Here is a 26,614-nt window from a genome sequence, read left to right on the forward strand (position 1 = left end):
TCCCAGGGCGGACACGGCTCAGGGGACTGGCAAAGGTCCCCCGTCCGGGCCGGTGCTTGATGCTACCGAGCCCATCACGTGCGACTGACCGCCTCTCGCCGAGCGTGAAACGGATCACCCATTCGAGCGACGATTCAGGGGTTTACGGTTTTGCGCCACCAGAACCAGGCCTGGCTGTTATTTCGAACCTCTGACCGTGCCTCAGGTGTGCGGTCACCCGTCCCGCGACCGCACAGACCTGCGATACGAAGCCGTTATCGCGTCAACGAGCGGAGCTTTCCAGCCACTCGGGATCGATCTCGCCTGTGGCGACGATCACTGCGGGTCCGGTCATCTCGATCTCGCCGTCGGGGCGCTCGGTGATCACCAGGCGTCCGCCGGGGACGTCCACGGTGTACGTCGCGGGGGTCCCGGTGACGACCGGGTCGGCGCCGTCCCTGCGGGCGGCGGCCACGGCGACGGCGCACGCGCCCGTGCCGCAGGAGCGGGTCTCGCCGGAGCCGCGCTCGTGCACGCGCAGGGCGACGTGCCCGGGGCCGCGGTCGACGACGAACTCGACGTTGACCCCGTCCGGGTAGGCGGAGGCCGGGCTGAAGGGCGGCGGGCTGGACAGGTCGCCGGCGTGCGCGAGGTCCTCGACGAAGGCGACCGCGTGCGGGTTGCCCATGTTCACGTTCCGCGCGGGCCAGCTGCGCTCGCCGACGCTCACGGTGACCTCGCCCTCGGGGAGGCGCGCCCGGCCCATGCCGACGGTGACATCGCCGTCCTTGGCGATGTGCGCGCTCTTGACGCCCGCGCGCGTGGCGACGGAGATGTCCCCCTCGGGGACGAGTCCCGCGTGCTGGAGGTAGCGCGCGAACACGCGCACGCCGTTGCCGCACATCTCCGCGACCGAGCCGTCGCCGTTGCGGTAGTCCATGAACCACTCGGCCTCGGCCGCCATGTCCTTCGCCTCGGGGTGCGCGGCGGACCGCACGACATGCAGCAGCCCGTCCCCGCCGATGCCCGCGCGCCGGTCGCACAGGGCGGCGACGGCGGCCGGGGGGAGGGCGATGACGTTCTCCGGGTCCGGGACGATCACGAAGTCGTTCTCGGTCCCGTGACCCTTGAGGAAGGCGATCCGCGTGCTCATTCCTCGATCGTACGGCGTGGGTACGGCACACCTCGCACGCGTGCGTGCCCGGGGTTCGGCGCACCCCGCGGGCGTGGGTGCCCGCCGCTAGTGCCGCGGCAGGCAACGTCTGCCCGTCAAGGAGCGGCGTCCGGTGCGTGCTCTCGGCGTGCCGGCCGGAAGTCCTCGTACTGGACGTACTTGGGCTTTCGGCCGGTGCGGCGAGAGTGCGTGCCGGGCGTCGCGACGGGGCGAACGTTGCCTGCCGCGGCACTAGCGCAGGCGGGCCACGCGCCAGACGGCGAGGACGGCCACCACGGCGACCAGCACGACGTACGCCAGGACGACCCGCCAGTCCGGGCGGCGGTCGGAGCCGCGCGCGGGGAGGCCGGGCCACGTGTAACCAACGCGACGGGCGGCCATCATGCCCCAGCCGGCCGCGCAGGAGCAGATCAGCAGCCCCAGCATGGCGATCACGGCCCCGCTGTCGCCGAAGTCGAAGGCGAGGGGGAACGCGAACATCAGGGAGCCGGTCGCGGACAGGGCGACGATGGGCGCGAGCTGCCAGATCCGCAGCCGGCGCTGCGGGCGCAGCTCGACCTCGACCTCGGGCCCGCTGGCGAACATCTCCTCGGGCTCGGGACCGTCGTCGGTCACCCCGCCGCCCTGGGTGTCGTCCACGACGTCGGGGTCCACCGCGTCGGGAAGGGCGTGCCCGTCCCGGGGCTCCGGTTCCCCACGCTCGGGGGTGAGGCCCTCGGTGCCTTGTGCGGTGTCACGAGGGCCGGCCTCCATCGCCACGCGCCCTCCCAACTCGGACTCCACTTGGTCGATCGAAGCTCGATGATGGCACGGCACCGGAGGCACGGATGACGGCCTGGGCGTCCCGATGCCATGACGTGATCAGGCTGTAACCGGTCGTTCCACCAACGCCAGCGCGAGCTCCGGAAGTTCTGTGAGATCTGCCGCAGCCCCACTCAACCAGTGCACCCGCGGATCGCGCCTGAACCATGAATCCTGACGGCGCGCGAAGCGCTTGGTGGCGCGGACGGTCTCGGCCCGCGCCTCGGCGTCGGTGCACTCCCCGGCGAGCGCGGCGAGGACCTGCTGGTAGCCGAGCGCGCGCGACGCCGTACGCCCCCCGCGCAGGCCTTGCGCCTCCAGTGCGCGGACCTCGTCCACGAGCCCGGCGTCCCACATGCGGTCGACCCGGCGGGCGATGCGCTCGTCGAGCTCGGGGCGCCCCACGTCGACCCCGATCTGGACGGTGTCGTAGACCGAGTCATGGCCCGGCAGGTTGGCCGTGAAGGGCCGGCCGGTGATCTCGATGACCTCCAGGGCGCGGACGATACGGCGGCCGTTGCTGGGCAGGATGGCGTGGGCGGCCTCGGGGTCGGCGGCGGCCAGCCGGGCATGCAGCGCGCCGGAGCCGCGCAGGGTCAGCTCCTCCTCCAGGCGGGCGCGGACCGCGGGGTCGGTACCGGGGAACTCCAGGTTGTCGACGGCTCCACGGACGTACAGCCCGGAGCCGCCGACGAGGATCGGCCAGCGGCCCTCGGCGAGCAGGGCGTCGATCCGGGACCGGGCCAGCCTCTGGTACTCGGCGACGGAGGCCGTGACGGTGACGTCCCAGATGTCCAGGAGGTGGTGCGGGACCCCGGCGCGTTCCCCGGGGGTCAGCTTGGCGGTGCCGATGTCCATCCCTCGGTACAGCTGCATGGAGTCTGCGTTGACGACCTCGCCGCCGAGGCGTTGGGCCAGGAAGACGCCCAGATCGGACTTTCCGGCCGCGGTCGGTCCGACGACGGCGATGACGCGGGGGGTGGGGGCTGCGCTGCTCACCGCACCAGTCTCCCAAACCGCCGGGCCGGCCCTCGAACCAGATACGTGTCGGCGCGCGAAGGGCGTCGTCGCGGGCAGGGCGGGATGCGCCCCGCACGGGTACCGTATGGGTTGATATGGGCGTTTAAGTACCCGCAGGGAAGGTGGCCCATGGGTCTCTTGGACAATCTGAAGGCCAGGCTCGCCCCGGCCAAGGGCAAGGTCTCGCACCTCGCCCACGAGCACGGGCACAAGGTCACGCACGGTCTCGACAGGGCGGCGAAGGCCGTCGACGAGAAGACCAAGGGCAAGTACAGCGACCGGATCCACACGGGCACCGACAAGGCCAAGGGCGCCGTGGACCGGCTCGCGCACAAGGACGAGCCACCGGCGGGCGGCGGCGACACGTTCACCCCGCCGCGCACCCCGCCGCCGGCCTCCTGACCCCGCCCCGCCCCGCGCCGGCACCGCCGCCGCGCGCACACGCGTGCGTGCCGCGACGACACGGCCTAGGACCAGGCCGCGACCACGTATCCCACTCCGTACGGCGCGTCCTCGTACAGCAGCGCGCCGCTGAGCCCGGCGTCCTCGGCGGCGCCCGCGAGGACCTGCCAGGAGGTCCGGCCGGCGGCCTTCAGCTCGTGCGCCAGCCCGGCGTCGAGTGCCTTGAGCGCCGTCACGTCCGCGGTACCCAGCGCCCGGGCGACCCCCGCGTCGAAGGGCGCGGCGCGCTCGTCGAGGTACCCGGGTGCCTTCAGGGTCCGGCAGGCGCTCGCGTCGCCCATGACGAGCAGCGCGACGCGTCCCGCCTGCGCGCCCAGCTCCCTGCCGACCTCGACGCACCGCTCGGCCGCGAGCGGTGCTCCGACCCCGAGTCCCTCGACGGGTGCGGCGGCCCAGCCGGTCCGTTCCAGCAGCCAGGCGGCGACGGCGAGCGAGGGCGGCAGCTCGCGCGCGGACGGGGCGTCCACGCCGGCCCGGCCCAGCCGCACCGTCACGTCCACGCCGAAGCCGCTGAACGAGCCGCGCGCGCCCTCCGGATGCGGGCCACGCCCCGCCTGCTCCGCGGGCCCGACGACGTAGAGCCGGTCCGGCCGGGCGGCCGCGAGCACGGCCAGCGCGTCGGAGCAGGCGGCACGTGCCGCGTCCAGCTCGGGCGCGGCACCCGCGGCCACCTCGGGCACGAGCAGCGGCGGACAGGGGCAGACGGCGGCGGCGACAAGCATGGTCGGCAGGGTAACCCCGCAGGGCATGGCACGACGCGGCACCCGGGCCGACGCGTCCATGCCACCGGACCGGCGCCACGCTCACCCACCTGCCACAGGCCAGCCCCGGCGACCGTTCGGACGCCGGGGGCCCACCGACCGTACGGACGCCGGGGCCCACCGACCCCGCAGACGCCGGGCCCACCGGCTCCCCCAGACGTCACACCCCACCGACCCCACCGGCTCCCCAGACGTCACACCCCACCGACCCCGCCGCCCTCAGGCCCTACCAGCCCAACCGAAGCCAACGCCTCCCGGCTCCACCGCCCCGGCCGAAGTCAGCCGCCCCGGCCCCACCCCGCTCAACTGCCACCGGCCCGGCCAAAGCCGACCGCTCGTGACCCCGCCGCACCCAGGCTCCACGCCCCGGCCGAAATCAGCCGCCGCGGCCCCGTCACGCCCAGCCTCCACCAACCCGGCCGAAACCAGCCCCTCCGGACCTCACCTCGCCCAGGCTCCACGCCCCGGCCGAAATCAGCCGCCGCGGCCCCGTCACGCCCAGCCTCCACCAACCCGACCAAAGCCGGCCCCTCCCGGCCCCGCCGCGCCGTGCCGCGCCGTGCCGCGCCGTGCCGCGCTCAGGCTTGCCGACGCCACCGAGAGCGGGGAGACCCCGACCCGGTCGGGGTCGGGGCCTCGGTGAGGTCAGTCGCAGCCGCAGCCGCTGCCCGTCGGCACCGGCTGGGGGGCCGGGGCGCCGATCCTGGGAAGGCCCAGCATGACGCCGGCCGGCTTGGCGGTCTTCTCGGCGTTGCGCTTCTCCCAGGCGTCGCCCGCGCGCGTGCGGCGCATGTCGAGGACGGCGCCCTCGGCGAGGAGGTGGTGCGGGGCGGCGTAGGTGATCCCGACCGTGACGACGTCGCCGGGGCGGACCTCCTGGTCGGGCTTGGTGAAGTGGACCAGGCGGTTGTCGGGGGCGCGGCCGGAGAGCCGGTGGGTGGCGCCGTCCTTGCGGCCCTCGCCCTCGGCGACCATCAGCTCCAGGGTGCGGCCGACCTGCTTCTTGTTCTCCTCCCAGGAGATCTCCTCCTGAAGGGCGACGAGACGCTCGTAGCGCGCCTGGACGACCTCCTTGGGGATCTGGTTCTCCATGGTCGCGGCCGGGGTGCCGGGGCGCTTGGAGTACTGGAAGGTGAAGGCCTGCGAGAAACGCGCCTCACGGACGACGTGCAGGGTCTGCTCGAAGTCCTCCTCGGTCTCGCCGGGGAAGCCCACGATGATGTCGGTGGTGATCGCCGCGTGCGGGATCGCGGCCCGCACCTTCTCGATGATCCCGAGGTAGCGGTCCTGCCGGTAGGACCGGCGCATGGCCTTAAGGACCGGGTCGGAGCCGGACTGGAGCGGCATGTGGAGCTGGGGCATGACGTTCGGGGTCTCCGCCATGGCCGCGATGACGTCGTCGGTGAAGTCGCGGGGGTGGGGGGAGGTGAAGCGGACGCGCTCCAGGCCCTCGATCCGCCCGCACGCGCGCAGCAGCTTGCTGAAGGCCTCGCGGTCGCCGATGTCGGAGCCGTAGGCGTTGACGTTCTGGCCGAGCAGGGTGATCTCGGAGACGCCCTCGCCGACCAGGGCCTCGATCTCGGCGAGGATGTCGCCGGTGCGGCGGTCCTTCTCCTTGCCGCGCAGGGCCGGGACGATGCAGAAGGTGCAGGTGTTGTTGCAGCCGACGGAGATCGACACCCAGGCCGCGTACGCGCTCTCGCGGCGCGTCGGCAGCGTGGAGGGGAAGGCCTCCAGGGACTCGGCGATCTCGACCTGGGCCTCTTCCTGCACGCGCGCGCGTTCCAGCAGGATCGGCAGCTTGCCGATGTTGTGCGTGCCGAAGACGACGTCCACCCAGGGCGCCTTCTTCACGATGGTGTCCTGGTCCTTCTGCGCGAGGCAGCCGCCGACCGCGATCTGCATGCCGGGGCGGGAGGCCTTCTTCGGCGCGAGGCGGCCGAGGTTGCCGTACAGCCGGTTGTCGGCGTTCTCCCGGACCGCGCAGGTGTTGAAGACGACGACGTCCGCGTCCCCGTCGGACCCTTCGGGGGCGCGGACGTAGCCCGCCTCCTCCAGCAGCCCGGACAACCGCTCGGAGTCGTGGACGTTCATCTGGCACCCATAGGTGCGGATTTCATAGCTCTTGGGTGCTGGAACGTCCACGGCGAGGCTCCGGTCGCTGCTGCTGGTCATGCCTCAAGGGTAGGTGCTCGCGCGTGAGCCCCGCCCCGGGCGGTGCACCGCCTCTCAGGTCTCGATCACGGCGTCGCAGTCGGGGCAGACCACGGACTCGTGTTCCGGCGGGTACCAGCGTGCTCCCTCGTGCTCCGAGGGCTGCCGGCGGGCCCGCACCATGGCGAAGGTGTCCTTGCCGCACAGGGTGCGCGGGCCGGTCGTACCGGGCGTGCCGGGGGCGGCGGGGGCCGCGTGCACCCTGCGCACGTGGGACTCCGCGCCACCGGGTGCGGCCACCGGGTTCTCTACTTCGTAGACGACGATCTCGCTCATGTCCGTACCGGTTCCTCGATGACGGAGAGCACATTGCCCGCCGGGTCGGTGAACCACGCGATCAGCGGACCGCCACCGCGGAAGATGCCCTTGTCGTCGGCCTGGAGATGGTCGTAGCGCTCGAAGCGCACCCCTCGGCCGGTCAGCTCGTCCACCGCCGCCTCGATGTCGTCGACGGGGAAGTTGAGGACCGTGTAGGTCGCCGGGGCGTGGTCGGGCTTGGGGTAGACCAGGATGTCCCGGTCGCCCGCGATGTGCAGGGTCAGCAGCCCGTTCTCCTCGGACACCCGGAGGCCGAGCGTCCCGGCGTAGAACGTCCTGGCCGCGTCGAGGTCGTCCACCGAGAAGCCGCTGAACGCCTTCGTCGTACCGAACATGATCGCCTCCCAGGCGTGGTTGCTGGTCGTTCAGGCCCCGAAGCCGTCCGGGAACTCACCGCCCGCCCCGTCCTCGGCGACCCGTACGACCGCGAGCGTGATGTTGTCGGGGCCGCCCGCGGCGATGGCGGACTTCCACAGTTCGAAGGCGGCGCGGACGTCGTCGTGCTCCCGCATCACCTCGTCGAGCGTCTCGTCCGGCACGGGATCGCTGAGGCCGTCGGTGCAGATGAGATAGCGCTCGCCGGGTGTCAGGGGCACGGTCGACACATGGGGGTGCACGGGGCGGTGGGTGAGGGAGCCGCCCAGGCACTGGGTGACGAGGGAGGTGATGCGCCGGCCGGGCCCGAGCGGCGGGCTGTCGTCCACGCTCACCCGGCGCAGGCCGTCCCGGGAGGCCGCGTAGACCCGGCTGTCGCCCACGTTGAACACCAGCACCGAGCCGGGCCGTACGACCACTCCGGCGACCGTGGTCCCCATGCCGGCCAGCTCGTTCTCCGGGTCGCCGGCGGCTTCGTACACGGCGCGGTTGCAGGCGCTCAGGGCGTCGCGTACGGCGTCCTCGCCGGTCAGGAGCGCGCCGACGGCCGCGATCCGACGGGCGACGAGGGCGCTGGCCACGTCACCGCCGGGATGCCCGCCGAGCCCGTCGGTGACGGCGGCGACGAGGGGGGTGCCGAGCGGGAACACCAGGGTCTGCGGGTTCTCGGTGACGGTGGCGCACAGCGTCCACGGCCCCACGACGAGGCTGTCCTCGTTGCGTTCACGGAGCAGCCCCGGATGGCTGAGCGCACTGACGGCGACGTACGGCACGGGACGTCACCGTCGGCCCCGGTCGCCACTGCCGGTCTTGCCGGTCATGTCTCCAGCGTAGGCGGCCCGCGGGAGGATTCCACCGGCGCGCCCCGTCCCGCCCGGGGAGCGCCCCTGTGTTTGATCATGGACGGGGCGAAGTCGCGGCCGTACTCCTCGGCTTCCGCGCGACCGCCGTGACGCCCCGGGACCGCTTGTGATCAACTTGGCTCGTTCTTGAGGTCGTTGAACCGTGAAACTGGCAGGAAACCGCCGGTGAGAATGTGTGAAAGGGGTTTCGTACGAGAACGGGAACGATAGGTTCCCAGCATGAACGCACGGCTCGCTCTGCTCAGCACTGTGGCCCCCGGTGTCACGGAGAGCGAGGTGTTCCGGCTTGCGTTGCAGCACGCGATGGGCGAGCTGGGCGCGCTCGGCGCGGCGATGCATCTGCGGGGTCCGATGTCGGCCCTGCGGCTGGTGTCGGCCGTGGGTCTTCCTCCCGCGCTGACCCGCTCCTGGGAGATCGTCGACCAGGAGGGGCCGTCGGCTCCGGCACGTGCGCTCCGGGGGAGCACGGGCGTGTGGGTACCGAGGCCCGCCCGGCCGGTCCCCGGGCCCGTCTGGCCCGGCACCGGACTCGCCGCCCTCCCCGTGGTCAGCGGACCGCGGAGCATCGGCGCGCTGACCGTGCTGGCCGGCGAGCGCGGTGAACCCACGCCGGAGCACTGGGAGTTCCTGCGGGCCCTCGTCGCCTGGACCGAGGACCGCATGGCCCGGGCACCGCGCCCGTCCGGGCCGGCGCAGCCGCAGCGGAGCGGGGAGCGGCTGCGGCAGGCCCTCAAGGAGGTCCGGGTCGGCTCGTGGGACTGGGACATCCGCAGCGGCGATCTGGTCTGGGACGAGGCGGCGCTGGAGCTGTACGGCACCCGGCCGGCCGAGTTCACCGGGAAGATCGACAGCTGGATGCGGATCGTCCACCCCGACGACCTGGCGCCCACCCTGGCGGCGGCGCAGCGGGCGATCCTCGACCGGTCCGTCTACGAGGCCGCGTACCGGGTACGGCGCCCCGACGGCTCGTACGGCTGGACGCACGCGCGCGGCCGGGCCACGTACGACGCGCGGGGCGAGGCACTGCGGATGATCGGCGTGGGCTGGGAGAGCGACGAGTCGCGGAGCGCCCGCGACACGCTCGGCCGGGCCCTGCGGCACATGAGCGACGGCTTCCTCGCCGTGGACGACGAGTGGCGGATCACCTTCGCCAACCTGGAGGCGGAGCGGTTCCTGGGCTTCTCGGAGGAGGAGCTGTTCGGACGGCTGCTCTGGGACATCCCCGCCGCCCGGCAGGTGCCCGAGCTGGAGGTCCGGTGCCGGGCCGCCGCGGCCGAGGAGAAGCCGGCCGGCTTCGACGTGCGGGTACCGGCGTGCGGTTGCCGCTACCACCTGCGGCTGGTGCCGGGACCCGACGGACGCACCCTCTACTTCACCGACGTCACCGAGAACCGGCGGCTCGCCGAGTCGCGGCAGTCGGTCGAGCGGGCCGCGGCCGAGCGGTCGGCGCGGATCGCGGAACTCGCCGCGGAGCTGGCGAAGGCCACCACCTCGCAGGACGTGGTGGACGCGGTCGCCCGCCGGGTGCTGCCGCCGTTCGCCGCCGCCGGGGTCCTGGTCCAGGTGACCGAGCAGGAGCGGCTGCACTCCGTCGGGGCGGTCGGCTACCCGGAGGACTTCCTCGAACTCATCGACGGCCGCCGCCGGCTGTCCGGCGATCCCTCCTGGGACGCGATCCGTTCCGGCGCGCCCCTGTTCTTCTCCTCGCCGCAGGAGCTGGCCGCGCACTCCCCCTGGCTGGCCGGAATGCCGGAGCGCGCGGGCAAGCAGGCGTGGGCGTTCCTGCCGCTCACCGCTTCCGGACACACGTTCGGGGTGTGTGTGGTGGCCTTCGACCGGCTGCGGCTGCTCACCGCCGAGGAGCGCGCCCTGCTGACCACGATCAGCGCCCTCGTGGCGCAGTCGCTGGAACGGGCGCGGCTCTACGACGCCGAGTACACACGGTCCCGCGAACTCCAGCGCAGTCTGCTCCCCCAGGCGCTGCCCGACCTGGCCGCGTGCACGGCGGCCGCCCGCTATCTGCCGGCCGGTCAGGGCGCGGACGTGGGCGGCGACTGGTACGACATCATCCCGCTGTCCGGGGGGCGGGTCGCGCTCGTCGCCGGTGACGTCATGGGCCACGGACTGCCGGAGGCGGCCACCATGGGGCGGCTTCGCACCGCCGTCCACACCCTGGCCGACCTGGAACTTCCGCCCGGCGAGATCATGGGCCACCTCAACGACATCGTCGGCGCCATGGGCGAGGGGTCGTACGCCACCTGTCTCTACGCGCTCTACGACTCGACCACCCGGGTCTGTTCCCTGGTCCGCGCCGGACATCCGCCGCCGGCGCTGGTGCGTCCCGACGGGAGCGTGTACTTCCCGGACCGGGACGCCGACCCGCCGCTGGGCGCGGCCGAGCCGCCGTTCGAGACGGTCGAGCTGGAGGTGCCCGAGGGCAGTCTGCTCGTGCTGTACACCGACGGTCTGGTGGAGTCGGCGAAGCGGGACATCGACGAGGGGACGGCGGAGCTGGCCCGGTTGCTGAGCGCGGCCCATGCGCGCGGTGCGCTCGACACCGCCGCGGAGCTTGAGCACCTGTGCGACACGCTGACGGCCGCGCTGCTGACCGCCGAGCAGCGGGCCGCCGACGACGCTGCCTTACTCGTCGCGCGGCTGCACGCGCTGCCCACCGGGAGGCTGGCCTCCTGGCCGCTGCCCGACGACCCGCGAGCGGCCGGGCACGCCCGTCGGCACGTCCGGGAACAGCTCGCCCTCTGGGACCTGAACCAGCTCGCCCCCACCGCGGAACTCCTGGTCAGCGAACTCGTGGGCAATGTCGTCCGCCATGCCCGGGGCCCGGTGCGGCTGCGGCTGCTGTACGGCTCCGAGCTGATCTGCGAGGTCTACGACGGCAGCCAGGCCATGCCCCGCATCCGCCGTGCCACGGAGACCGACGAGGGCGGCCGGGGTCTGCAACTGATCACGGCGCTGTCCGGGCGCTGGGGTGCGCGCTACACGGCGCACGGCAAGTGCATCTGGACCGAACAGCCGCTGCCCGGCCCGGACGGCGGGGTGGAGGAGTCGGCCGGCGACCCCGAGCTGATGTTCCTGAAGGCGTCCGGCTTCGACGCGGACGAGGACTGGAGCACGCTGCTGTGACGGCCGTGGGCCGGCTCAGGGGTCGATGAGGCCGGCGCGGATGGCGTATCGGGTCAGCTCCAGACGGTCGCGCATGCCGAGTTTCTGCAGGAGGTTGGCCCGGTGCCGTTCGACGGTCTTGGCGCTGATGTAGAGCAGGGCGCCGATCTCCCGTGAGGTGTGGCCCTCGGCGACCAGCTTGAGGATCTCCTCCTCGCGCTCGGTGATCGGCCGCTCCGGCAGCCCTTCCACTCCGTCCCCGCGGTGCAGCCGCTCCAGGTACGAGCGGACCAGGGCCCGCTCGGCGCCGGGGTAGATGAACGGTTCGTCGCGCACCACGGCCCGGCAGGCCTCGACCAGGTCGCGGTCGGCGACGGACTTCAGGACATAACCGCCCGCCCCGGCCTTGAGGGCCTCGAAGAAGTACTGCTCGTTGTCGTACATGGTGAGGACGAGGATGCGCAGGGCGGGCAGTCGGCGGGAGAGCTCCCGCGCCGCCTGGAGTCCGGTCATCCGGGGCATCGCCACGTCGAGAACGGCCAGGTCGATGTCCCCCGCCCGGGCCCGCTCGACCGCCTCGGCCCCGTCCCCGGCCTCGGCCACCACCTCCAGATCAGGCTCACCATCAAGAATGAGCCGCACCCCACGGCGGACGAGGGTGTGGTCATCGGCGAGGAGGACACGGATCGGCGGGCGGCTGGGCGGGGGCGCGGCCGTCTCCGGGGATGACGGTTTCACCGGGGACGCCCCTGACTGGGTCGCCGGGAACCGGGCCGATGAAGGACCTGCCGGCATGGCCGGCGGCGTGACGGACGGCGTGGCCGACGGGGTGACGGGCGGCATGGCCGACGGCACCGGACCGTCCGGGGTCATCGGTCCGCTCCGAACGGGGGTGCGGCCCCCGGGGTGTCCTCGGCCTCACCCGTGACGGGGCCGTCGCCTACGCAGGGGCCGTCGCCTACGCAGGGGCCGTCGCCCGTGGCGGGGCCGTCGACGGTGGCGCGGCCATCGCCTGTAGCGGGGCCGTCGCCCGTGGCTTGGCCGTCGCCCGTGGCGGGGCCGCCACCCGTGGCTTGGCCATCGCCCGTGGCGGATTCGGCTGCCGCGGCACGCTGGGCTGCCGCGACGCGCTCAGCTGCCGTGCCAGGGCCGTCGCATGTGGCGGGCCCAGCCACCGCGGCGCGCTCGGCCACCGCGCCAGCGCCGTCACCTGAGGCCGGCTCAGCCACCGCGGCGCGCTCGGCCACCGCGGCGGGCTCGGCCACCGTGGCGGGCCCAGCCACCGCGCCAGCGCCGTCGCCTCTGGCCGGCTCGGTCACCGCGGCGCGCTCAGCCACCGCGGCGGGCCCAGCCGCCATGACGGGCTCGGCCGCCGTGGTCGGCTCGGCCGTCACCCGCAGCCGTACGTCCGTGCCCGCGCCGCCGATCGTCGGCCGACCCGCGACGGAAGAACGTTTCTCCGGACCGCCCGCCCCAGATGCACCGTTCTCCGGGCGCCCTGCCCCGGCACCGCCACTCCCCCAACGCCCTCCACCGCTCGGCGATACGACAGCCAGCGTCGCCCCGATCAGCAGTGCCCGTTCCCGCATGCCCGTGATGCCGGCGCCCTCTCCGTCCGACGTACCGAGGCCTCTGCCGTTGTCCCGTACGAGGAGTTCGACGCCGTCGTCGAGCGGACGCAGCCGGAGTTCGGCGCGGTCGGCGCCGGCGTGCCGGGCGGTGTTGGTGAGGGCTTCCTGGGCGACCCGGTAGAGCACGAGTTCCGTCTCCTCGGTCAGCGGAGGCAGACCGGCGTGCACGTCGTGGCGCACCGTCAGCCCGTGGGTGGTGAACTCGGCCGCGAGCGAGCGCAACGCGCTGATCAGGCCGAGCTCGTCGAGGACGCCGGGGCGCAGCCGGCGCGCGATGTGCCGGATCTCCTCCAGCCCGGCACGGGTGGCGTCCTGGGCCTGCCCCAGTTCCTCGCGCAGGTCGTCCGGCGCGCGGTCGGCGACCCGCTTGAGCTGGAGCAGGACGGCGGTCAGGGTCTGGCCGACCTCGTCGTGGAGTTCGCGCGCGATGCGATGGCGTTCGCTCTCCTGGGCGGACAGCGCACGGGCCGCGCTGGCGGCACGCTCGGCCTCCAGCCGGTCGAGCATCGCGTTGTACGTGGTGATCAGCTCCGCCGTCTCGACCGGCCCGGAGACCACGGCACGGGCCCCGGGCCGCAGCAGGTCGGCACCGGCCATCGCCCGGCCCAGCCGCCCGAGCGGGGCCAGGCCCACCCGCAGCACCAGGACGTTGACGGCCAGGAGCACGGCAAGACCCCCGAGGACGACGAGTGCCTCGCCCGGCAGCACCGGGGTGGAGACGGTGACCGGGCCCAGAAGCAGCGCGGCGGCCACGGTCAGACCGACGGCGTTGAGCGTGAAGATCCGTACGAACAACGACACGCTCCTGGTCCCTCCCTTCCCGCCACGCACCCACGGCACAGCCCTGACCAGCCTCTCCGGGCTCCACCGCCCCTGTCCATCCGTCACAACACCCATGTCGTCACCGTACGACCGGATGGCAGCATGACCGCTCCGGGCGCCCTTCGACGACCACTCCATCGAAGAACAAGAAGAACAAGAAGAACACAACAAAAAGAGCAAAAGGGGAAGAAAAGTGTCTGCTCCACGCCTCCGCACGACACCGTTGCCAGGCATCGGCGTCCAGTACGACCTGGTGACACGAGAGCAGCGCCATCTGTCCGTGGTGGCCCACCGTGACGGCTCCCGCACCGTCGGCGTGTACCGGGCCGACGACCCGGACTCCTGCGCCCAGTCGCTGCGCCTGACCGGCGCGGAGGCCGCTTCGCTGATCGATGCGCTGATGCCGTCCCACCACAGCCCGAGCCTGCTGTACACCAGTGATCTGGGCCTGGTCGCCGAGCGCATCGAGGTCGCGGGGGCCTCCCGCTGGAACGGCCGGCTGCTCGGCGACACCCGCATGCGCACCGATACGGGCGCGTCGATCGTGGCGGTGCTGCGGCGCGCCGAGGCCATCCCGTCCCCGGCGCCGGACTTCCGGCTGGCGGGCGGCGACACCCTCATCGTGATCGGCACCCGCGAGGGCGTGGACGCGGCCGCGGCGATACTCGGGCGGGAGTGATCGAGTGCACTCCGCAGTTCTGCTGATCGAGTTCGGTTCCATCATCCTGGCGCTCGGGCTGCTCGGCCGGTTCGCCGCCCGTTTCTCGTTCTCGCCGATACCGCTGTATCTGCTGGCCGGGCTGGCCTTCGGCGAGGGCGGGCTGCTGCCGCTGGGTGCGAGCGAGGAGTTCGTCGCCACCGGCGCCGAGATCGGCGTCATCCTGCTGCTGCTGATGCTGGGCCTCGAGTACACAGCGAGCGATCTGGTCTCCAACCTGAAGTCGCACTACCCGTCGGGCCTGGTCGACTGCGCCCTCAACGCGCTGCCGGGCGCGGCCATGGCGCTGCTGCTGGGCTGGGGCCCGGTGGCGGCGGTGGTGCTGGCGGGCGTCACCTGGATCTCGTCGTCCGGGGTGATCGCGAAGGTGCTGAACGACCTGGGCCGGGTCGGCAACCGCGAGACGCCGGTCATCCTCAGCGTGCTGGTCCTCGAAGACCTGGCGATGGCGGTCTATCTGCCCATCGTCACGGCGCTGGTGGCCGGGGTGGGGCTGGCTGCGGGCAGCCTCACCCTGGCCGTCGCGCTGGGCGTCGCGGGTCTCGTACTGTTCGCGGCGGTGCGCTACGGCCGGGTCATCTCCCGGTTCGTCTCCAGCGACGACCCGGAGAAGCTGCTGCTCGTGGTGCTGGGCCTGACGATCCTGATCGCCGGTGTGGCGCAGCAGTTGCAGGTGTCGGCGGCGGTGGGCGCGTTCCTCGTGGGCATCGCGCTGTCCGGGGAGGCGGCGGAGGGCGCGCACACCCTGCTGAGCCCGCTGCGGGACCTCTTCGCGGCGATCTTCTTCGTCTTCTTCGGGCTGCACACCGACCCGGCGAGCATCCCTCCGGTCATCCTGCCCGCGCTGGCGCTGGCCGTCGTCACCGCCGCGACGAAGATCGCCACGGGGTACTGGGCGGCCCGGCGCGCGGGCATCTCCGTCAAGGGCCGCTGGCGGACGGGCGGCGCGCTGGTCGCCCGCGGCGAGTTCTCGATCGTCATCGCCGGTCTCGCGGTCACCGCCGGGATCGAGCCGTCCCTCGGCCCGCTGGCGACGGCGTACGTGCTGCTCCTGGTGGTCCTGGGCCCGCTCACCGCGCGCTACACGGAACCGCTCGCCCTGTGGTGGTCTGGCCGCCGGGCATCCCGGGAGGACGTGGTCGGGCCGCAGCCGAAGACACGGGCGCAGGAGCCGGTGGGCGACTAGCGACCGAGCGGGCGACTGGCGACCGAGCGGGCGACTGGCGACCGAGCGGGCGGTCCGCGACCCAGCCCGCCGCGGGCGGTCGGCGGGCGAGGGGGCAGGGCGGATCGGGAGGGTGTGGCTCTATGCCGTAGGTGCCGTAGGTGCCGTAGGTCACACCCCCCGGTGGCCGAATCATGGAGTACCGGTGAGCGCGCCATGGCATGCTCATGGCTCGTTACCGGCCAGTAGGCATCCGGTGGATCCACCGAGCCCGGCCGGTCCCCCTCTCTCACCCCCCACCTCCAGGACTGACCTTGCGCAGACGCACGACGCACCGCCGTGCCCTCATGCCCGCCTTGGCCGCATCCGCCCTCCTCCTCGCCGCGGGGTGTTCCTCCGCCCCCGCCCCGACCGCTTCTCCCTCTGCCTCGGCCGCTCGGCAGGCAGACACCCCGGACTCCTCCGACGACCGCGCCCTCGCGGTCGCCGCCGCCCCGGCCGACACCGCGACCGCCGCGGCCCGTCCGGGCAGCTCCGCCGGCGAGGCGCACCGGACGAAGCTCAGCGTCGCCTCGTACGACAAGAAGACCCGACGGGCCGTCATCTCCTCCAACGTCGGTACAGGTGGCGGGAGTTCCTCTCCGGCACCGAGCACCTCCCCGAGCTCGTCCCCCACGCGCTCCGCTCCCTCGCCGAGCACGTCGCAGACCCCCGGCACCGCCGTCGGCGACGTCATCGCCAGCGCTCCCGCGCCCGGCGCCCCGCAGGGACTCCTCGCCAAGGTCACGAAGGTGATCGGCGAGACCGAGCAGGGCACGGAGGTGCAGACCGAACCGGCCCGGCTCAACGCCCTGCTCGGGGACGACACCGCCAAGGGCAGCGTGCCCGTCGACCCGGCCGCCTTCGACATCGACAAGCTGCTGCCCGGCGTCGACGTCTCCTGGTCGAGCACGGGTGACGTCCACGTCGGGCCGGAGGGGGCGACGGTCCCGCTCGGCAGCCTGCGGCTCGACGTGCGCGCCGAACTGCCCACCGTGGCCCGGGGTTCCGCCTCCGCGGACGCCTCCGTCGAGGGCTTCGTCCAGGTCGCCCCGCAGGTCGACTTCCGGTACGGCGGCGAGGGCACCGACACCGCACCCGCCTCGGCCTATCTTGGCGTGTCCGGGGACTGGACCTCGGGCTGGTCGCTCAAGGGCCGGGCGGGCGCCTCCGCCACCCCCACCCGGATCCCCTTCGCCACCCTGCACGCCGACCCCGTCCTCCAGGTCGGCCCCGTCCCCGTCGTGGTCAACCTCGATCTGACCTGTTACGTCGAGATCAGCGGCGACGGAAAGATCACCGTGGACGTGGAACAGAGCCTCGAGGGCGACTTCAAGGCCGGCGGCACCTTCGGCCTCGGCCAGGGCTGGACGCCGGTCAGCTCCTCCGACATGACCAGCACCCCCGTGCACACGTCCGTCACCACCGCCGGAAGCGCGAAGGCGGCCCTCGGAGCCGAGGCGAGCGTCGGCCTCTACGGCAGTGTCGGCGTCGTCGCCGACCTCGCGCCGTACGTCCGCGGCGAGGGCACCGCCACGGTCACCGGCACCGACGAAGTGTTCGAGGCCGACGGCACCTGGGCGCTCTACGGCGGGGTCGACCTCACCGGCACCCTGCGGCTCCAGCTGACCATCTTCGGCACCCCGGTGTTCGGCAAGGACATCCCCCTGGGCGCACTCCACCGGGAGTGGAAGCTGGCGGGCAGCTCCCCCTAGGTCCTGTCCGGCCGATCAGGCGGCGCCGCCGGGTATCCATCCCTGGCGGCGCAGCACCGCCGAGACGTCCGGTGCCTCGTAGTGGTCCCCCTTGAGCACCTTGCCGTCGGCCCGGCGGGAGACCTGTCCGTCGGGGCCGAGCTTGGTCATGTTCGAGCGGTGGATCTCGGCGATCACCGCGTCGAGGTCGATCCCGTGCACCAGCGCGGTGCCGTACGCGACGTAGACGACATCGGCCAGTTCATGCGCCAGCCGGTCCAGCGGGCCGCTCACCGACACCTCGGCGACCTCCGCCGCCTCCTCGGCGAGCAGCTCACCGCGGTGCGCCGCGAGGCCCGGCGACACCTCCGTGGGCGTGCTGCGCGCGTCGAGCCCGAAGGCACGGTGGAAGTCACGGACCAGGTCCGCGGGCGAGGAAATGCTCATGCCCCCGACTGTAACCACCCCCACTGACAGCGGCCCCGGAACGCCCACCCGCCCCCGGTGCCCCGGCCGCCCCGGCCCGGCCCGCCCCCGCCCGCCTCTGTGAGCCCCGCCCTGGCCAGCCCCACGCCCCGGCTGGCAGGATCGGCGCATGTCCAAGGTTCTCTCGCGTATCGGCAGACGCCAGGCCCGGCAGGGGGCGGCGGCCGGTGTCGTCGTGCTCGGGCTGCTGCTGTGGTGGCTGCTGCCGCTGGGCGAGGATCCGCCGAGCGGGACGATCACCTTCAGCACGGGCACGTCCCGCGGCGTCTACCAGTCGTACGGCGCCCAGTTGCGCGACGCGCTCGCCAAGGACATGCCGGGTCTGACCGTGATCCTGAGGTCCAGCAACGGCTCGCAGGACAACGTCGAGCGCGTGGCGACGGGCGGTGCCGACTTCACCATCGCGGCGGCCGACGCCGTGCAGCTGTACGAGTCGCGGCACCCGGGCTCGGCGGCCCGGCTGCGCGGGGTGGCGCGGCTCTACGACGACTACGTCCAACTGGTGGTGCCGCGTGACTCCGACGTCCGCTCCGTCGCCGACCTGAAGGGCAAGACGGTGGCCACGGGCCTGTCCGGCTCGGGTGTGCGTCTGATAGCCAACCGGGTGCTCCAGGCGGCGGGCCTGGACCCGGACAAGGACGTCAAGGCCGTGGAGAAGGGCATCAACAACGGCCCGCAGGCCCTGAGGCAGGGGGAGATCGACGCGTTCTTCTGGTCGGGCGGCATCCCCACGGGCGGTCTGACGGACCTGGCGAAGACCTTCGCCTTCCGGTTCGTGCCGATCGACGCCGCCCTCGTCGCCAAGATGCACGGCCAGGACAGCTCCACGAGCTACTACCGGGCCACGAACATGTCCGAGTCGGTGTACCGCAGCGTCCAGAACGGCGAGACGGTCCCGACGATCGCCGTGTCCAACGTGTTGATCACCCGTACGGACATGGATCCGCGGCTCACCGAGTGGATGACCCGGATCGTCATCAAGAGCCGGGACGACATCGGCTCGCGGGTCCACTCCGCGCAGTTGGTCGACCTGCGCACCGCGATCGACACCAACCCGCTCCCCCTGCACGACGGCGCCCGGCGCTACTACCGCTCGGTCAAGCCGTAGGCCGGGCCCTCGGCACCGACACCGTCACCTTCAGCCCGTTCGGCTCGTGACGGTCGTACGAGAGCGAGCCGCCGCCCGCCGCGAGCAGGGTGCGGGTGATGGACAGGCCGAGGCCCGAGCCCTTGATGTTCTGGTGACGGCCGCTGCGCCAGAAGCGGTCGCCCACGCGCGTGAGTTCCTCGTCGGTGAGGCCGGGGCCGTGGTCGGTGACGACGACGGTGGAGTTCTCGCCGTCGGCCGCGACCCTCACCTCGACGCGCTCGCCCTCCGGGGTGAACTTCACCGCGTTGTCGATCACCGCGTCCAGCGCGCTGGACAGGGTGACGGGGTCGGCCCAGGCCGTGGTGGCCGGGCAGTCGCCGACCAGCCGCACCCCCTTGGCCTCGGCCGTGGGCGCCCAGGCGGCGACGCGCTCGGCCGTCAGCGCGCCGATGTCGGTGACCCTGAGATCGGCCTCGGTGTGCTCGGCCAGGGCGAGGTCGAGCAGGTCGTCCAGGACCTGGGCCAGGCGTTTGCCCTCGCTCTGGACGGAGGCGATCTCCTCGTTGTCCTCGGGGAGTTCGTAGGCGAGCAGTTCGATGCGCAGCAGCAGCGCCGCGAGCGGGTTGCGCAACTGGTGCGAGGCGTCGGCGACGAAGGCGCGCTGCTGCTCCAGCACGTCCTCGACGTTGTCGGCCATCTCGTTGAACGACCGGGCCAGCCGCCTGAGTTCCGGCGGTCCGCTGGCCACCGCCACCCGGGACTTCAGCCGGCCGCTGGCGATCGCGTGTGTGGTGATGTCCAGCACGCGCACGGGTTTGAGGACCCATCCGGTCAGCCGCAGCGCGGCCCCGATGGCCAGCAGCATCGCGGCCACCTCGCCCGCGCCGACGACCAGCCAGCCGTGCAGGATCCGTGACCGCATCGGCCCGGTGGGCGAGTCGGTGACGACGACCGCGACCACGTCACCGTCCCGGATGACCGGCGACGCCACGACGAGACGGCTGCGCTGCCAGGGCCACACCTGCCGGGGGTCATGGCTGCGACGGCTGAGCAGGGCCTCGGCGTACGCCTCCCGCACCTCACCTATGCGGGGGAGAGCGAAACCCTTGGGTGCTCGGGCCAACGGGGCACCGGTGGTGGAGAAGACCGCGGCACGGATGTCGTAGACCTCGTAGTAGCTGTCGAGTTCGCGTGCGAGCGTGAGCAGCCGCTCTTCCATGGACGCGGACGCGCTCGCGTCCGTGCCCGACGGCACGGTGACGTTCTGCGCGAGCGCGGCGAAGCGCGCGGTGTCGTCGATCCGGTCGACGACCACCCGCTGCTGCTGCGCCCCGGCCACGCTGACGGCCAGCGGCATCCCGAGGGCGAGCAGTACGGCCGCCATCAGGACGATGAGCAGCGGCAGCAGACGTGTACGCAACGGTCCCCGCTACCCGGCCGGGGCGACGAGCCGGTACCCGACGCCGCGGACGGTCTCGATCAGGGCGGGCATGCGCAGCTTGGCGCGCAGGGAGGCGACGTGCACCTCCAGGGTGCGCCCGGTCCCCTCCCAACTGGTGCGCCACACCTCGCTGATGATCTGCTCGCGGCGGAAGACGACACCGGGCCGCTGGGCGAGCAGCGCGAGCAGGTCGAACTCCTTGCGGGTCAGCTGGACGACCGTGCCGTCCACCGTGACGCGTCGCGTGGGCAGTTCGATCTGTACGGGTCCGAGCCGCAGCGCGTCCTCGGCGGCCGTGCCGGCGTCCTCGTGAACGGTGCGCCGGGCGACGGCATGGATCCGGGCGAGCAACTCCCCGGTGTCGTAAGGCTTCACCACGTAGTCGTCGGCGCCCAGGTTGAGGCCGTGGATGCGGGAGCGCACGTCGGAACGGGCCGTCACCATGATCACCGGGGTGGCGGTGCGCTTGCGGATCTTGCCGCAGACCTCGTAGCCGTCCTGGTCGGGCAGACCGAGGTCGAGCAGGACGACTCCGAAGCCGGGGCCTTCGGGAACGAGCGCCTGGAGCGCCTCCTCGCCGTTGCGGGCGTGCGTGACGTCGAAACCGTGCCGTTTGAGGACCGCGGACAGCGCGGCGGCGACATGGTTGTCGTCCTCGACGAGGAGCAGTCTCATCCAGGCCCCCTCCGATTCATCGGCTTTTTGGTCTGTTTGGGTACAAAACGCCGGGCACGCGCGCGTGCGCACCCTGCAGTCACGCTGATGGACGAGGACGCAGTCAAGTGGGTTCCGGTTGCACGCGACTTCCGTTACCCGCCCGATACGCACGCAGGTCGCAAGTGCTACGACACGTGTCCGATTGCTATCGGATCGTGATGCTCAGATTCCCCTCAGATGTAATGACGCTGGTCGCGGCCGGTCACTACTGTCCTCCGAAACCGAGGTGGACGGAGCCTGAGAGCGATGACCGAAGTATCGGTGACCAAGCAAGACGCGGTCCCGCCCGGCGGCGATCTCGTCGTCCTGAAGAGCGTCAACAAGCACTTCGGCGCGTTGCACGTGCTCCAGGACATCGATCTGACGATCACCCGCGGTGAGGTCGTCGTGGTCATCGGGCCCTCCGGGTCCGGGAAGTCGACCCTGTGCCGCACCATCAACCGTCTCGAGACGATCGACGACGGCACGATCACGATCGACGGGAAGCCGCTGCCCCAGGAGGGCAAGGCGCTGGCGCGGCTGCGCGCCGACGTCGGCATGGTCTTCCAGTCGTTCAACCTGTTCGCGCACAAGACCGTGCTCGAGAACGTGATGCTGGGCCAGATCAAGGTCCGCAAGGCCGACAAGAGGCAGGCCGAGGACAAGGCACGCGCCCTGCTGGACCGCGTCGGCGTGGGCACTCAGGCGGACAAGTACCCGGCCCAGCTCTCGGGCGGTCAGCAGCAGCGCGTCGCCATCGCCCGGGCGCTGGCCATGGACCCCAAGGTGATGCTCTTCGACGAGCCGACCTCGGCCCTCGACCCGGAGATGATCAACGAGGTCCTCGAGGTCATGCAGCAGCTCGCCCGGGAGGGCATGACCATGATCGTCGTCACCCATGAGATGGGCTTCGCGCGATCGGCCGCGAACCGTGTGGTCTTCATGGCCGACGGCCGCATCGTCGAGGAAGCCGCACCCGAGCAGTTCTTCAGCAACCCGCGCAGTGACCGTGCCAAGGACTTCCTGTCGAAGATCCTGCACCACTGAACCGCCGGCACCCGCATCGCGCTCAGCCCTTCTTCACTCCTTAAGGAAGTAGCCATGAAGCTTCGCAAGGTCACCGCCGCCTCGGCCGTCGTGCTCGCCCTCGCCCTGTCCGCCACCGCCTGCGGCGGCGACAAGAAGGACGACACCAGCGGCAGCTCCAGCAGCGGGGGCGGCGGCGGCACGATCAAGATCGGCATCAAGTACGACCAGCCCGGCCTCGGCCTGAAGAAGCCCGACGGCACCTTCGCCGGCTTCGACGTGGACGTCGCCACCTATGTCGCCAAGCAGCTCGGCTACGACGCGGACAAGATCGAGTTCGTCGAGACCAAGAGCGCCGACCGCGAGAACGCCCTCGCGCGCGGGGACGTCAAGTTCATCGCCGCGACCTACTCGATCACCGACGAGCGCAAGCAGAAGGTCGACTTCGCCGGCCCGTACCTGCTGGCCCACCAGGACCTGCTGATCAAGACCGACTCGACCATCGCCAAGGGCACGGACCTCAACGGCAAGAAGCTGTGTTCCGTGACCGGTTCGACCTCGGCGCAGAACGTGCAGAAGACGATCGCGCCGGACGCGAAGCTCAAGAAGGTGAGCTCCTACTCGGAGTGCATCGCCGCCCTCCAGAACGGTGCCGTGGACGCGGTCACCACCGACGACTCGATCCTCGCCGGCTTCGCCTCCCAGGACCAGTACAAGGGCAAGTTCAAGCTCGCCGGTCTGAAGCTGAGCAACGAGAACTACGGCGTCGGCGTCAAGAAGGGCGACTCCGCGACCGTCGACAAGATCAACAAGGCGCTGGAGAAGATGGTCAGCGACGGCTCCTGGCAGAAGGCGGTCGACGCCAACTTCGGCCCGGCGAACTACAAGAACGAGCAGGCCCCGAAGATCGGCGTCATCGTCCCGAACGCCTCCTAGGACCTACCGGCCGATCACGTCGCCAAAAAGCGGCGGCGACTGATCAGCAACAGGTGAGCGGGGTGTGGTGCGTGCGGCTGCACGGCGGAGGAGGGCGTCGACGCCGAGCGTCGGCAACCGACGGCAACGCGGCCGGGGCCCCTCCGGGGGAGTGCGGGCCACACCTTGCCGCCTGCGGCGGATCGGCCGGACAGGTCCTGGTCACCGCCCAGCGGGATTTCCGCGGTGCGCCGCCGTCCGTCGCGATCAGGGCGGCGGCACGCCCCGCCCTCCTCATACGCCACCCACCCGGAAGCGCGGGAGATCGTGTTCGACTTTCTTGAAGGTTACGACGTCCTCGGGGCGTTCTGGATGACGGTGAAACTCACCGCCCTCTCCGCCGTGGGGTCCCTGGTCTGGGGCACCCTGCTGGCCGCGATGCGGGTCAGCCCGGTCCCGGTGATGCGCGGCTTCGGCACCGTCTACGTCAACGTCGTCCGGAACATCCCCCTGACGGTCATCGTCCTGTTCAGTTCGCTCGGCCTCGCCGACATCTTCGGAATGACCCTGGGTGCCTCGGACTTCGACGTCCAGGGCTTCCGGCTGGCCGTGCTCGGCCTGGCCGGCTACACCGCGGCCTTCGTCTGCGAGGCGCTGCGCTCCGGCATCAACACCGTGCCACTCGGCCAGGCGGAGGCGGCCCGCGCGATCGGCCTGGGCTTCCACCAGACCCTGCTGCTCATCGTCCTGCCCCAGGCGTTCCGCGCGGTGATCGGCCCGCTGACCAACGTCCTGATCGCGCTGACCAAGAACACCACGGTGGCGGCCGCGATCGGCGTCGCCGAGGCCGCCTATCTGATGAAGACGATGATCGAGAACGAGGCACAGACGCTGCTCATCGGCGCGGTCTTCGCCTTCGGGTTCGTGGTCCTGACCCTGCCGACCGGCCTCCTCCTGGGCTGGCTGGGCAAGCGACTGGCGGTGAAGCGATGAGTTCCGTCCTCTACGACACTCCCGGCCCCCGCGCCAGGCGGCGCAATCTCGCCCTCTCGGTGGCCTTCGGCGTCCTCGTCGTGCTGCTGCTGTGGTGGATGTGGCAGAAGATGGACCAGAAGGACCAGCTCACCTCCGCCCTGTGGAAGCCGTTCACGGAGTCCGAGGCGTGGACGACGTATCTGCTGCCCGGCCTCGCCAACACGCTGAAGGCCGCGGCGCTGGCCATGGTGATAGCCCTTCCGCTGGGCGCGGTCTTCGGCATCGCCCGGCTGTCCGACCACCGGTGGGTACGGGTCGCGGCCGGCACGATGGTGGAGTTCTTCCGCGCCATCCCGGTGCTGCTGCTCATGCTGTTCGCCAACGAGTTCTACGCCCGCTCCACCGACGTCACCAGCGAGGACCGGCCCCTGTACGCCGTCGTCACGGGCCTGGTCCTCTACAACGCGGCGGTGCTCGCCGAGGTCGTACGGGCTGGCATCCTGGCCCTGCCGAAGGGCCAGACCGAGGCGGCGTACGCCATCGGTCTGCGCAAGGGGCAGACCATGAGCAGCATCCTGTTGCCGCAGGCGGTCACCGCGATGCTCCCGGCGATCGTCAGCCAGTTGGTGGTCATCGTGAAGGACACCGCGCTCGGCGGTGTGATGATCGGCTTCACCGAGCTGCTGAACTCGCGTGGCACGCTCGCCGCCAACTACGCCAACGTGATCCCGAGCTTCATCGTGGTCGCGGTCATGTTCATCGTCCTCAACTTCCTGCTGACCAGCTTCGCGAGCTGGCTGGAGCAACGGCTGCGGCGCAGCAAGCGCAGCACCGGCGCGGTGCTCGGCGCGGAGAAGGTGGACGACCTCAACGCGGCCGAGGTCGGCGGCAGCTACGGCACCGGCGCGGGCGGAGCCAGTTTCTGACGCGTACTCAAGCGGAACGCCCCGGACGGAGGCAGTGGCGTATGCCGCTGCCTCCGTCTTTTGTCTGTCGTACCGGGACCTGCCCCGCACGTACCGTCGGTCGGCGACACGCGCCACGGGACGCCCCGTCTCTGGCCGGGACACATCGCTCCGCGCGCCACTGCCTTTCGTCGCTTGACGCAAACAACGACAATGGGTTGCATACGTTCTGTGATCGTGCACCCTGCTCCAACCTGTTGTTCACTCTCGTCCCCGAGGACACCGTCGAAGGCAGGGAGCGCCACGCCGTGGACCCGGTGATCATCGTCGGAGCGGGGCCGGTCGGCCTCACGCTCGCCCTGGCCCTGGCACGCCAGGAGGTGCCCTCGGTCGTGCTCGACGAGGGCCCCGGAAAGGACGAACCGCGGCTCGCGCGCACCGTCGTGCTGCGCGAGGACACCGCCGCCCTCATGGAGCGGCTCACCGGGGTGCCCCTGGGCGAGGCGGGGATGCGCTGGTCGGGATGGCGGTCGATGCGGCGCCGGCAGGTGACGAACGAGGTCGTGTTCGGCGAGGGCGAACCCGCCCCGCTGCACATCGCCCAGCACGTGCTGACCGGCGCCCTGCGCACCGCCCTCGCGCGCGAGCGACTGGTCAAGATCACCGTGGACAGCCGGCTGGACTCGGTCGAGCAGGAACCTTCCGGTGTGACCGCCCACACCCGCGGCCCCCGGGGCACCTGGTGGCGCGGCAGCCATCTGATCGGCTGCGACGGCCCCCGCTCCACGGTCCGCAAACTCCTCGACATCCGCTTCCCCGGCCGTACCGCGGTGGAGCGACACGCCGTGGCCGCACTGCGCGTGGAACTTCCGTGGGACGGCGAGGCGTTGCTCCATCGGACACCGCCGTGGCGCTCGTCCGGTCCCTCCGCCGGGGAGGTCACCGGACGCCCGCTGCCGGACGGCGTCTGGCGCCTGGACTGGCTGCTCCCGCCCGGCAAGGACCTGGTCACCCCCGAGCTGCTGGTGGCCCGCGTCCGCGAGACCCTGGCGGGCTGGAGCGAGGGCCCGACACCGGAGTACGAGCTGCTCGACACCGGCGTGCACACCGTGCACCACCGGCTCGCCCGCCGCTGGCGCGTGGGCCGGATCCTGCTCGCCGGCGACGCCGCGCACCTGCTCGGCGCACTCGGCACCCAGGGGCTCGACGAGGGGCTGCGGGACGCCGACAACCTCGCCTGGAAGCTGGGCCTGACCTGGCACCACGGTCCGCACGAGGCACTGCTCGACAGCTATCAGACCGAGCGCCGCGCGGTGGTCGCCGCCCGGCTGCGCGCGGCCGACCAGGTGCTGCCGCTGCTGCGCGGAAGCGGCGGCATAAGGTCGTACGTCCCCGGCGCGGCCCGCGGCCACGACGTGCTGCTCTCCGACGGCCACCTGGGACGCGGCCAGCTCGGCGCGCCGGGCACCTACGCCGGCTCGCCGCTCGCGCCGCAGCATCTGGAGGCGGAGGTGCCGGTGGACACGCCCCTCGGCTCGGCGGTCGAGGACGTGCGGGTGACCGCCGAGGACGGTTCCTTCGTACAGCTGCGGGACCGGCTCGGCCGGGGCAGGCTGCTCGTCGTGCTGATCGCGCCGGGTACGGGTGTGTGGGAGCGCCGCCACTGGGTGAGCGCCGGGCTGATGCCCCGGCTGGCCGCCGCCGTGACGGCCCTGCCGACCCCGGCCGAGTTGCTCGTGGCCGAGAGCTACCCGGGCGCCGCCGCCCACACCGTGCTGCTGGTACGGCCCGACGGTCACCTGGTCACCGCGCTGAACGGGGTGCGCCCGGCCGACCTGTACGCGGCGGCGGAGGCGGCGGCGGGCGGAAAGGCGACGGAGGAGGCGACGGCGGGGTCGGCGGCGCAGTAGGCGGACGGGTGACC

The 26,614-nt window shown here is 72.2% G+C and carries 23 protein-coding genes and 1 pseudogene; 11 read left to right on the forward strand and 13 right to left on the reverse strand.

The features are described from left to right. Window positions 1-262: 262 nt before the first annotated feature. The 3 genes from dapF to miaA all read right to left on the reverse strand — a co-directional run bounded on the left by dapF (window position 263) and on the right by miaA (window position 2,953). On the reverse strand, window positions 263-1,132 hold the full coding sequence (gene dapF, locus AQJ64_RS42035) for a diaminopimelate epimerase (protein WP_055638799.1): 870 nt from the start codon (window positions 1,130-1,132) through the stop codon (window positions 263-265). Window positions 1,133-1,384: 252 nt separating this feature from the next. Further along, complete coding sequence (locus tag AQJ64_RS42040) at window positions 1,385-1,906, reverse strand: hypothetical protein (protein ID WP_055637156.1); 522 nt, start codon at window positions 1,904-1,906, stop codon at window positions 1,385-1,387. Window positions 1,907-2,014: 108 nt separating this feature from the next. Continuing rightward, complete coding sequence (miaA, locus tag AQJ64_RS42045) at window positions 2,015-2,953, reverse strand: tRNA (adenosine(37)-N6)-dimethylallyltransferase MiaA (protein ID WP_055637157.1); 939 nt, start codon at window positions 2,951-2,953, stop codon at window positions 2,015-2,017. Window positions 2,954-3,103: 150 nt separating this feature from the next. On the opposite strand from miaA, the gene AQJ64_RS42050 reads away from it, so the two are divergent. Continuing rightward, window positions 3,104-3,376 (forward strand): antitoxin, encoded by a 273-nt coding sequence (locus AQJ64_RS42050; RefSeq protein ID WP_059203493.1) that lies wholly within the window; start codon window positions 3,104-3,106, stop codon window positions 3,374-3,376. A gap of 65 nt (window positions 3,377-3,441) precedes the next feature. Here AQJ64_RS42050 and AQJ64_RS42055 read toward each other — a convergent pair whose 3' ends face one another. The 5 genes from AQJ64_RS42055 to AQJ64_RS42075 form a co-directional block, all read right to left on the reverse strand. Beyond that, on the reverse strand, window positions 3,442-4,158 hold the full coding sequence (locus AQJ64_RS42055) for a class III extradiol dioxygenase subunit B-like domain-containing protein (RefSeq protein WP_059203494.1): 717 nt from the start codon (window positions 4,156-4,158) through the stop codon (window positions 3,442-3,444). A 684-nt stretch (window positions 4,159-4,842) separates the two neighbouring features. After that, window positions 4,843-6,372: a tRNA (N6-isopentenyl adenosine(37)-C2)-methylthiotransferase MiaB gene (gene miaB / locus AQJ64_RS42060; RefSeq protein WP_099053889.1), complete on the reverse strand. Its 1,530-nt coding sequence runs from the start codon at window positions 6,370-6,372 to the stop codon at window positions 4,843-4,845. Between the two features lie 54 nt (window positions 6,373-6,426). Further along, window positions 6,427-6,687, reverse strand: a complete 261-nt coding sequence (locus AQJ64_RS42065; protein WP_055632312.1) for a hypothetical protein — start codon at window positions 6,685-6,687, stop codon at window positions 6,427-6,429. Beyond that, window positions 6,684-7,064: a VOC family protein gene (locus tag AQJ64_RS42070; RefSeq protein WP_055632311.1), complete on the reverse strand. Its 381-nt coding sequence runs from the start codon at window positions 7,062-7,064 to the stop codon at window positions 6,684-6,686. Before AQJ64_RS42070 ends, AQJ64_RS42065 begins: the two co-directional genes overlap by 4 nt. Window positions 7,065-7,094: 30 nt before the next feature. Continuing rightward, on the reverse strand, window positions 7,095-7,877 hold the full coding sequence (locus tag AQJ64_RS42075; protein ID WP_055632310.1) for a PP2C family protein-serine/threonine phosphatase: 783 nt from the start codon (window positions 7,875-7,877) through the stop codon (window positions 7,095-7,097). A gap of 309 nt (window positions 7,878-8,186) precedes the next feature. Here AQJ64_RS42075 and AQJ64_RS42080 point away from each other — a divergent pair, with 309 nt between their 5' ends. Beyond that, the gene (locus tag AQJ64_RS42080) at window positions 8,187-11,108 is read left to right on the forward strand and encodes a SpoIIE family protein phosphatase (protein WP_055632309.1); all 2,922 of its coding nucleotides are present in this window, start codon (window positions 8,187-8,189) and stop codon (window positions 11,106-11,108) included. Between the two features lie 15 nt (window positions 11,109-11,123). Here the strand turns inward: AQJ64_RS42080 and AQJ64_RS42085 are convergent, their stop codons facing one another. Further along, window positions 11,124-11,882, reverse strand: a complete 759-nt coding sequence (locus tag AQJ64_RS42085) for a response regulator (protein WP_397804736.1) — start codon at window positions 11,880-11,882, stop codon at window positions 11,124-11,126. A gap of 731 nt (window positions 11,883-12,613) precedes the next feature. Next, window positions 12,614-13,519 (reverse strand): annotated as a pseudogene (locus tag AQJ64_RS42090) (sensor histidine kinase); the annotation flags it as partial. Window positions 13,520-13,733: 214 nt separating this feature from the next. Here AQJ64_RS42090 and AQJ64_RS42095 point away from each other — a divergent pair. The 3 genes from AQJ64_RS42095 to AQJ64_RS42105 all read left to right on the forward strand — a co-directional run bounded on the left by AQJ64_RS42095 (window position 13,734) and on the right by AQJ64_RS42105 (window position 17,177). Beyond that, on the forward strand, window positions 13,734-14,219 hold the full coding sequence (locus AQJ64_RS42095; RefSeq protein WP_055632308.1) for a cation:proton antiporter regulatory subunit: 486 nt from the start codon (window positions 13,734-13,736) through the stop codon (window positions 14,217-14,219). A gap of 4 nt (window positions 14,220-14,223) precedes the next feature. Beyond that, the gene (locus AQJ64_RS42100) at window positions 14,224-15,444 is read left to right on the forward strand and encodes a cation:proton antiporter (protein ID WP_055632307.1); all 1,221 of its coding nucleotides are present in this window, start codon (window positions 14,224-14,226) and stop codon (window positions 15,442-15,444) included. A gap of 326 nt (window positions 15,445-15,770) precedes the next feature. Next, window positions 15,771-17,177, forward strand: a complete 1,407-nt coding sequence (locus tag AQJ64_RS42105; RefSeq protein WP_055632306.1) for a hypothetical protein — start codon at window positions 15,771-15,773, stop codon at window positions 17,175-17,177. 15 nt (window positions 17,178-17,192) lie between these two features. On the opposite strand, the gene AQJ64_RS42110 is transcribed toward AQJ64_RS42105, so the two are convergent. After that, window positions 17,193-17,603 carry a pyrophosphohydrolase domain-containing protein gene (locus AQJ64_RS42110; RefSeq protein WP_059203495.1) on the reverse strand — a complete coding sequence of 137 codons (411 nt, stop codon included), beginning with the start codon at window positions 17,601-17,603 and terminating at the stop codon, window positions 17,193-17,195. A gap of 148 nt (window positions 17,604-17,751) precedes the next feature. Here AQJ64_RS42110 and AQJ64_RS42115 point away from each other — a divergent pair, with 148 nt between their 5' ends. Then, window positions 17,752-18,750, forward strand: coding sequence for a TAXI family TRAP transporter solute-binding subunit (locus AQJ64_RS42115; RefSeq protein ID WP_059203496.1), 999 nt, complete (start codon window positions 17,752-17,754; stop codon window positions 18,748-18,750). Here AQJ64_RS42115 and AQJ64_RS42120 read toward each other — a convergent pair. Further along, on the reverse strand, window positions 18,740-20,152 hold the full coding sequence (locus AQJ64_RS42120; RefSeq protein ID WP_055637435.1) for a sensor histidine kinase: 1,413 nt from the start codon (window positions 20,150-20,152) through the stop codon (window positions 18,740-18,742). The two genes, AQJ64_RS42115 and AQJ64_RS42120, sit on opposite strands and share 11 nt — an antisense overlap. A gap of 9 nt (window positions 20,153-20,161) precedes the next feature. Next, window positions 20,162-20,848 carry a response regulator transcription factor gene (locus AQJ64_RS42125; RefSeq protein ID WP_055637434.1) on the reverse strand — a complete coding sequence of 229 codons (687 nt, stop codon included), beginning with the start codon at window positions 20,846-20,848 and terminating at the stop codon, window positions 20,162-20,164. 288 nt (window positions 20,849-21,136) lie between these two features. Here AQJ64_RS42125 and AQJ64_RS42130 point away from each other — a divergent pair, with 288 nt between their 5' ends. The 5 genes from AQJ64_RS42130 to AQJ64_RS42150 all read left to right on the forward strand — a co-directional run bounded on the left by AQJ64_RS42130 (window position 21,137) and on the right by AQJ64_RS42150 (window position 26,600). Continuing rightward, complete coding sequence (locus AQJ64_RS42130; protein ID WP_055637433.1) at window positions 21,137-21,916, forward strand: amino acid ABC transporter ATP-binding protein; 780 nt, start codon at window positions 21,137-21,139, stop codon at window positions 21,914-21,916. A 54-nt stretch (window positions 21,917-21,970) separates the two neighbouring features. Further along, window positions 21,971-22,831 carry a glutamate ABC transporter substrate-binding protein gene (locus AQJ64_RS42135; RefSeq protein WP_055637432.1) on the forward strand — a complete coding sequence of 287 codons (861 nt, stop codon included), beginning with the start codon at window positions 21,971-21,973 and terminating at the stop codon, window positions 22,829-22,831. Between the two features lie 306 nt (window positions 22,832-23,137). Beyond that, window positions 23,138-23,803 (forward strand): amino acid ABC transporter permease, encoded by a 666-nt coding sequence (locus tag AQJ64_RS42140; protein WP_055637431.1) that lies wholly within the window; start codon window positions 23,138-23,140, stop codon window positions 23,801-23,803. Next, window positions 23,800-24,711, forward strand: coding sequence for an amino acid ABC transporter permease (locus AQJ64_RS42145; protein ID WP_055637430.1), 912 nt, complete (start codon window positions 23,800-23,802; stop codon window positions 24,709-24,711). The genes AQJ64_RS42140 and AQJ64_RS42145 overlap by 4 nt, the downstream gene beginning before the upstream one ends. A gap of 287 nt (window positions 24,712-24,998) precedes the next feature. Next, entirely contained in the window at window positions 24,999-26,600 is a 1,602-nt protein-coding gene (locus AQJ64_RS42150) for an FAD-dependent monooxygenase (protein ID WP_059203501.1), read from the forward strand. Window positions 26,601-26,614 lie beyond the last annotated feature (14 nt).

Origin of the sequence: Streptomyces griseoruber (assembly GCF_001514205.1) — a bacterium.
In the GTDB taxonomy this organism is placed as follows: Bacteria; Actinomycetota; Actinomycetes; order Streptomycetales; family Streptomycetaceae; genus Streptomyces; species Streptomyces griseoruber.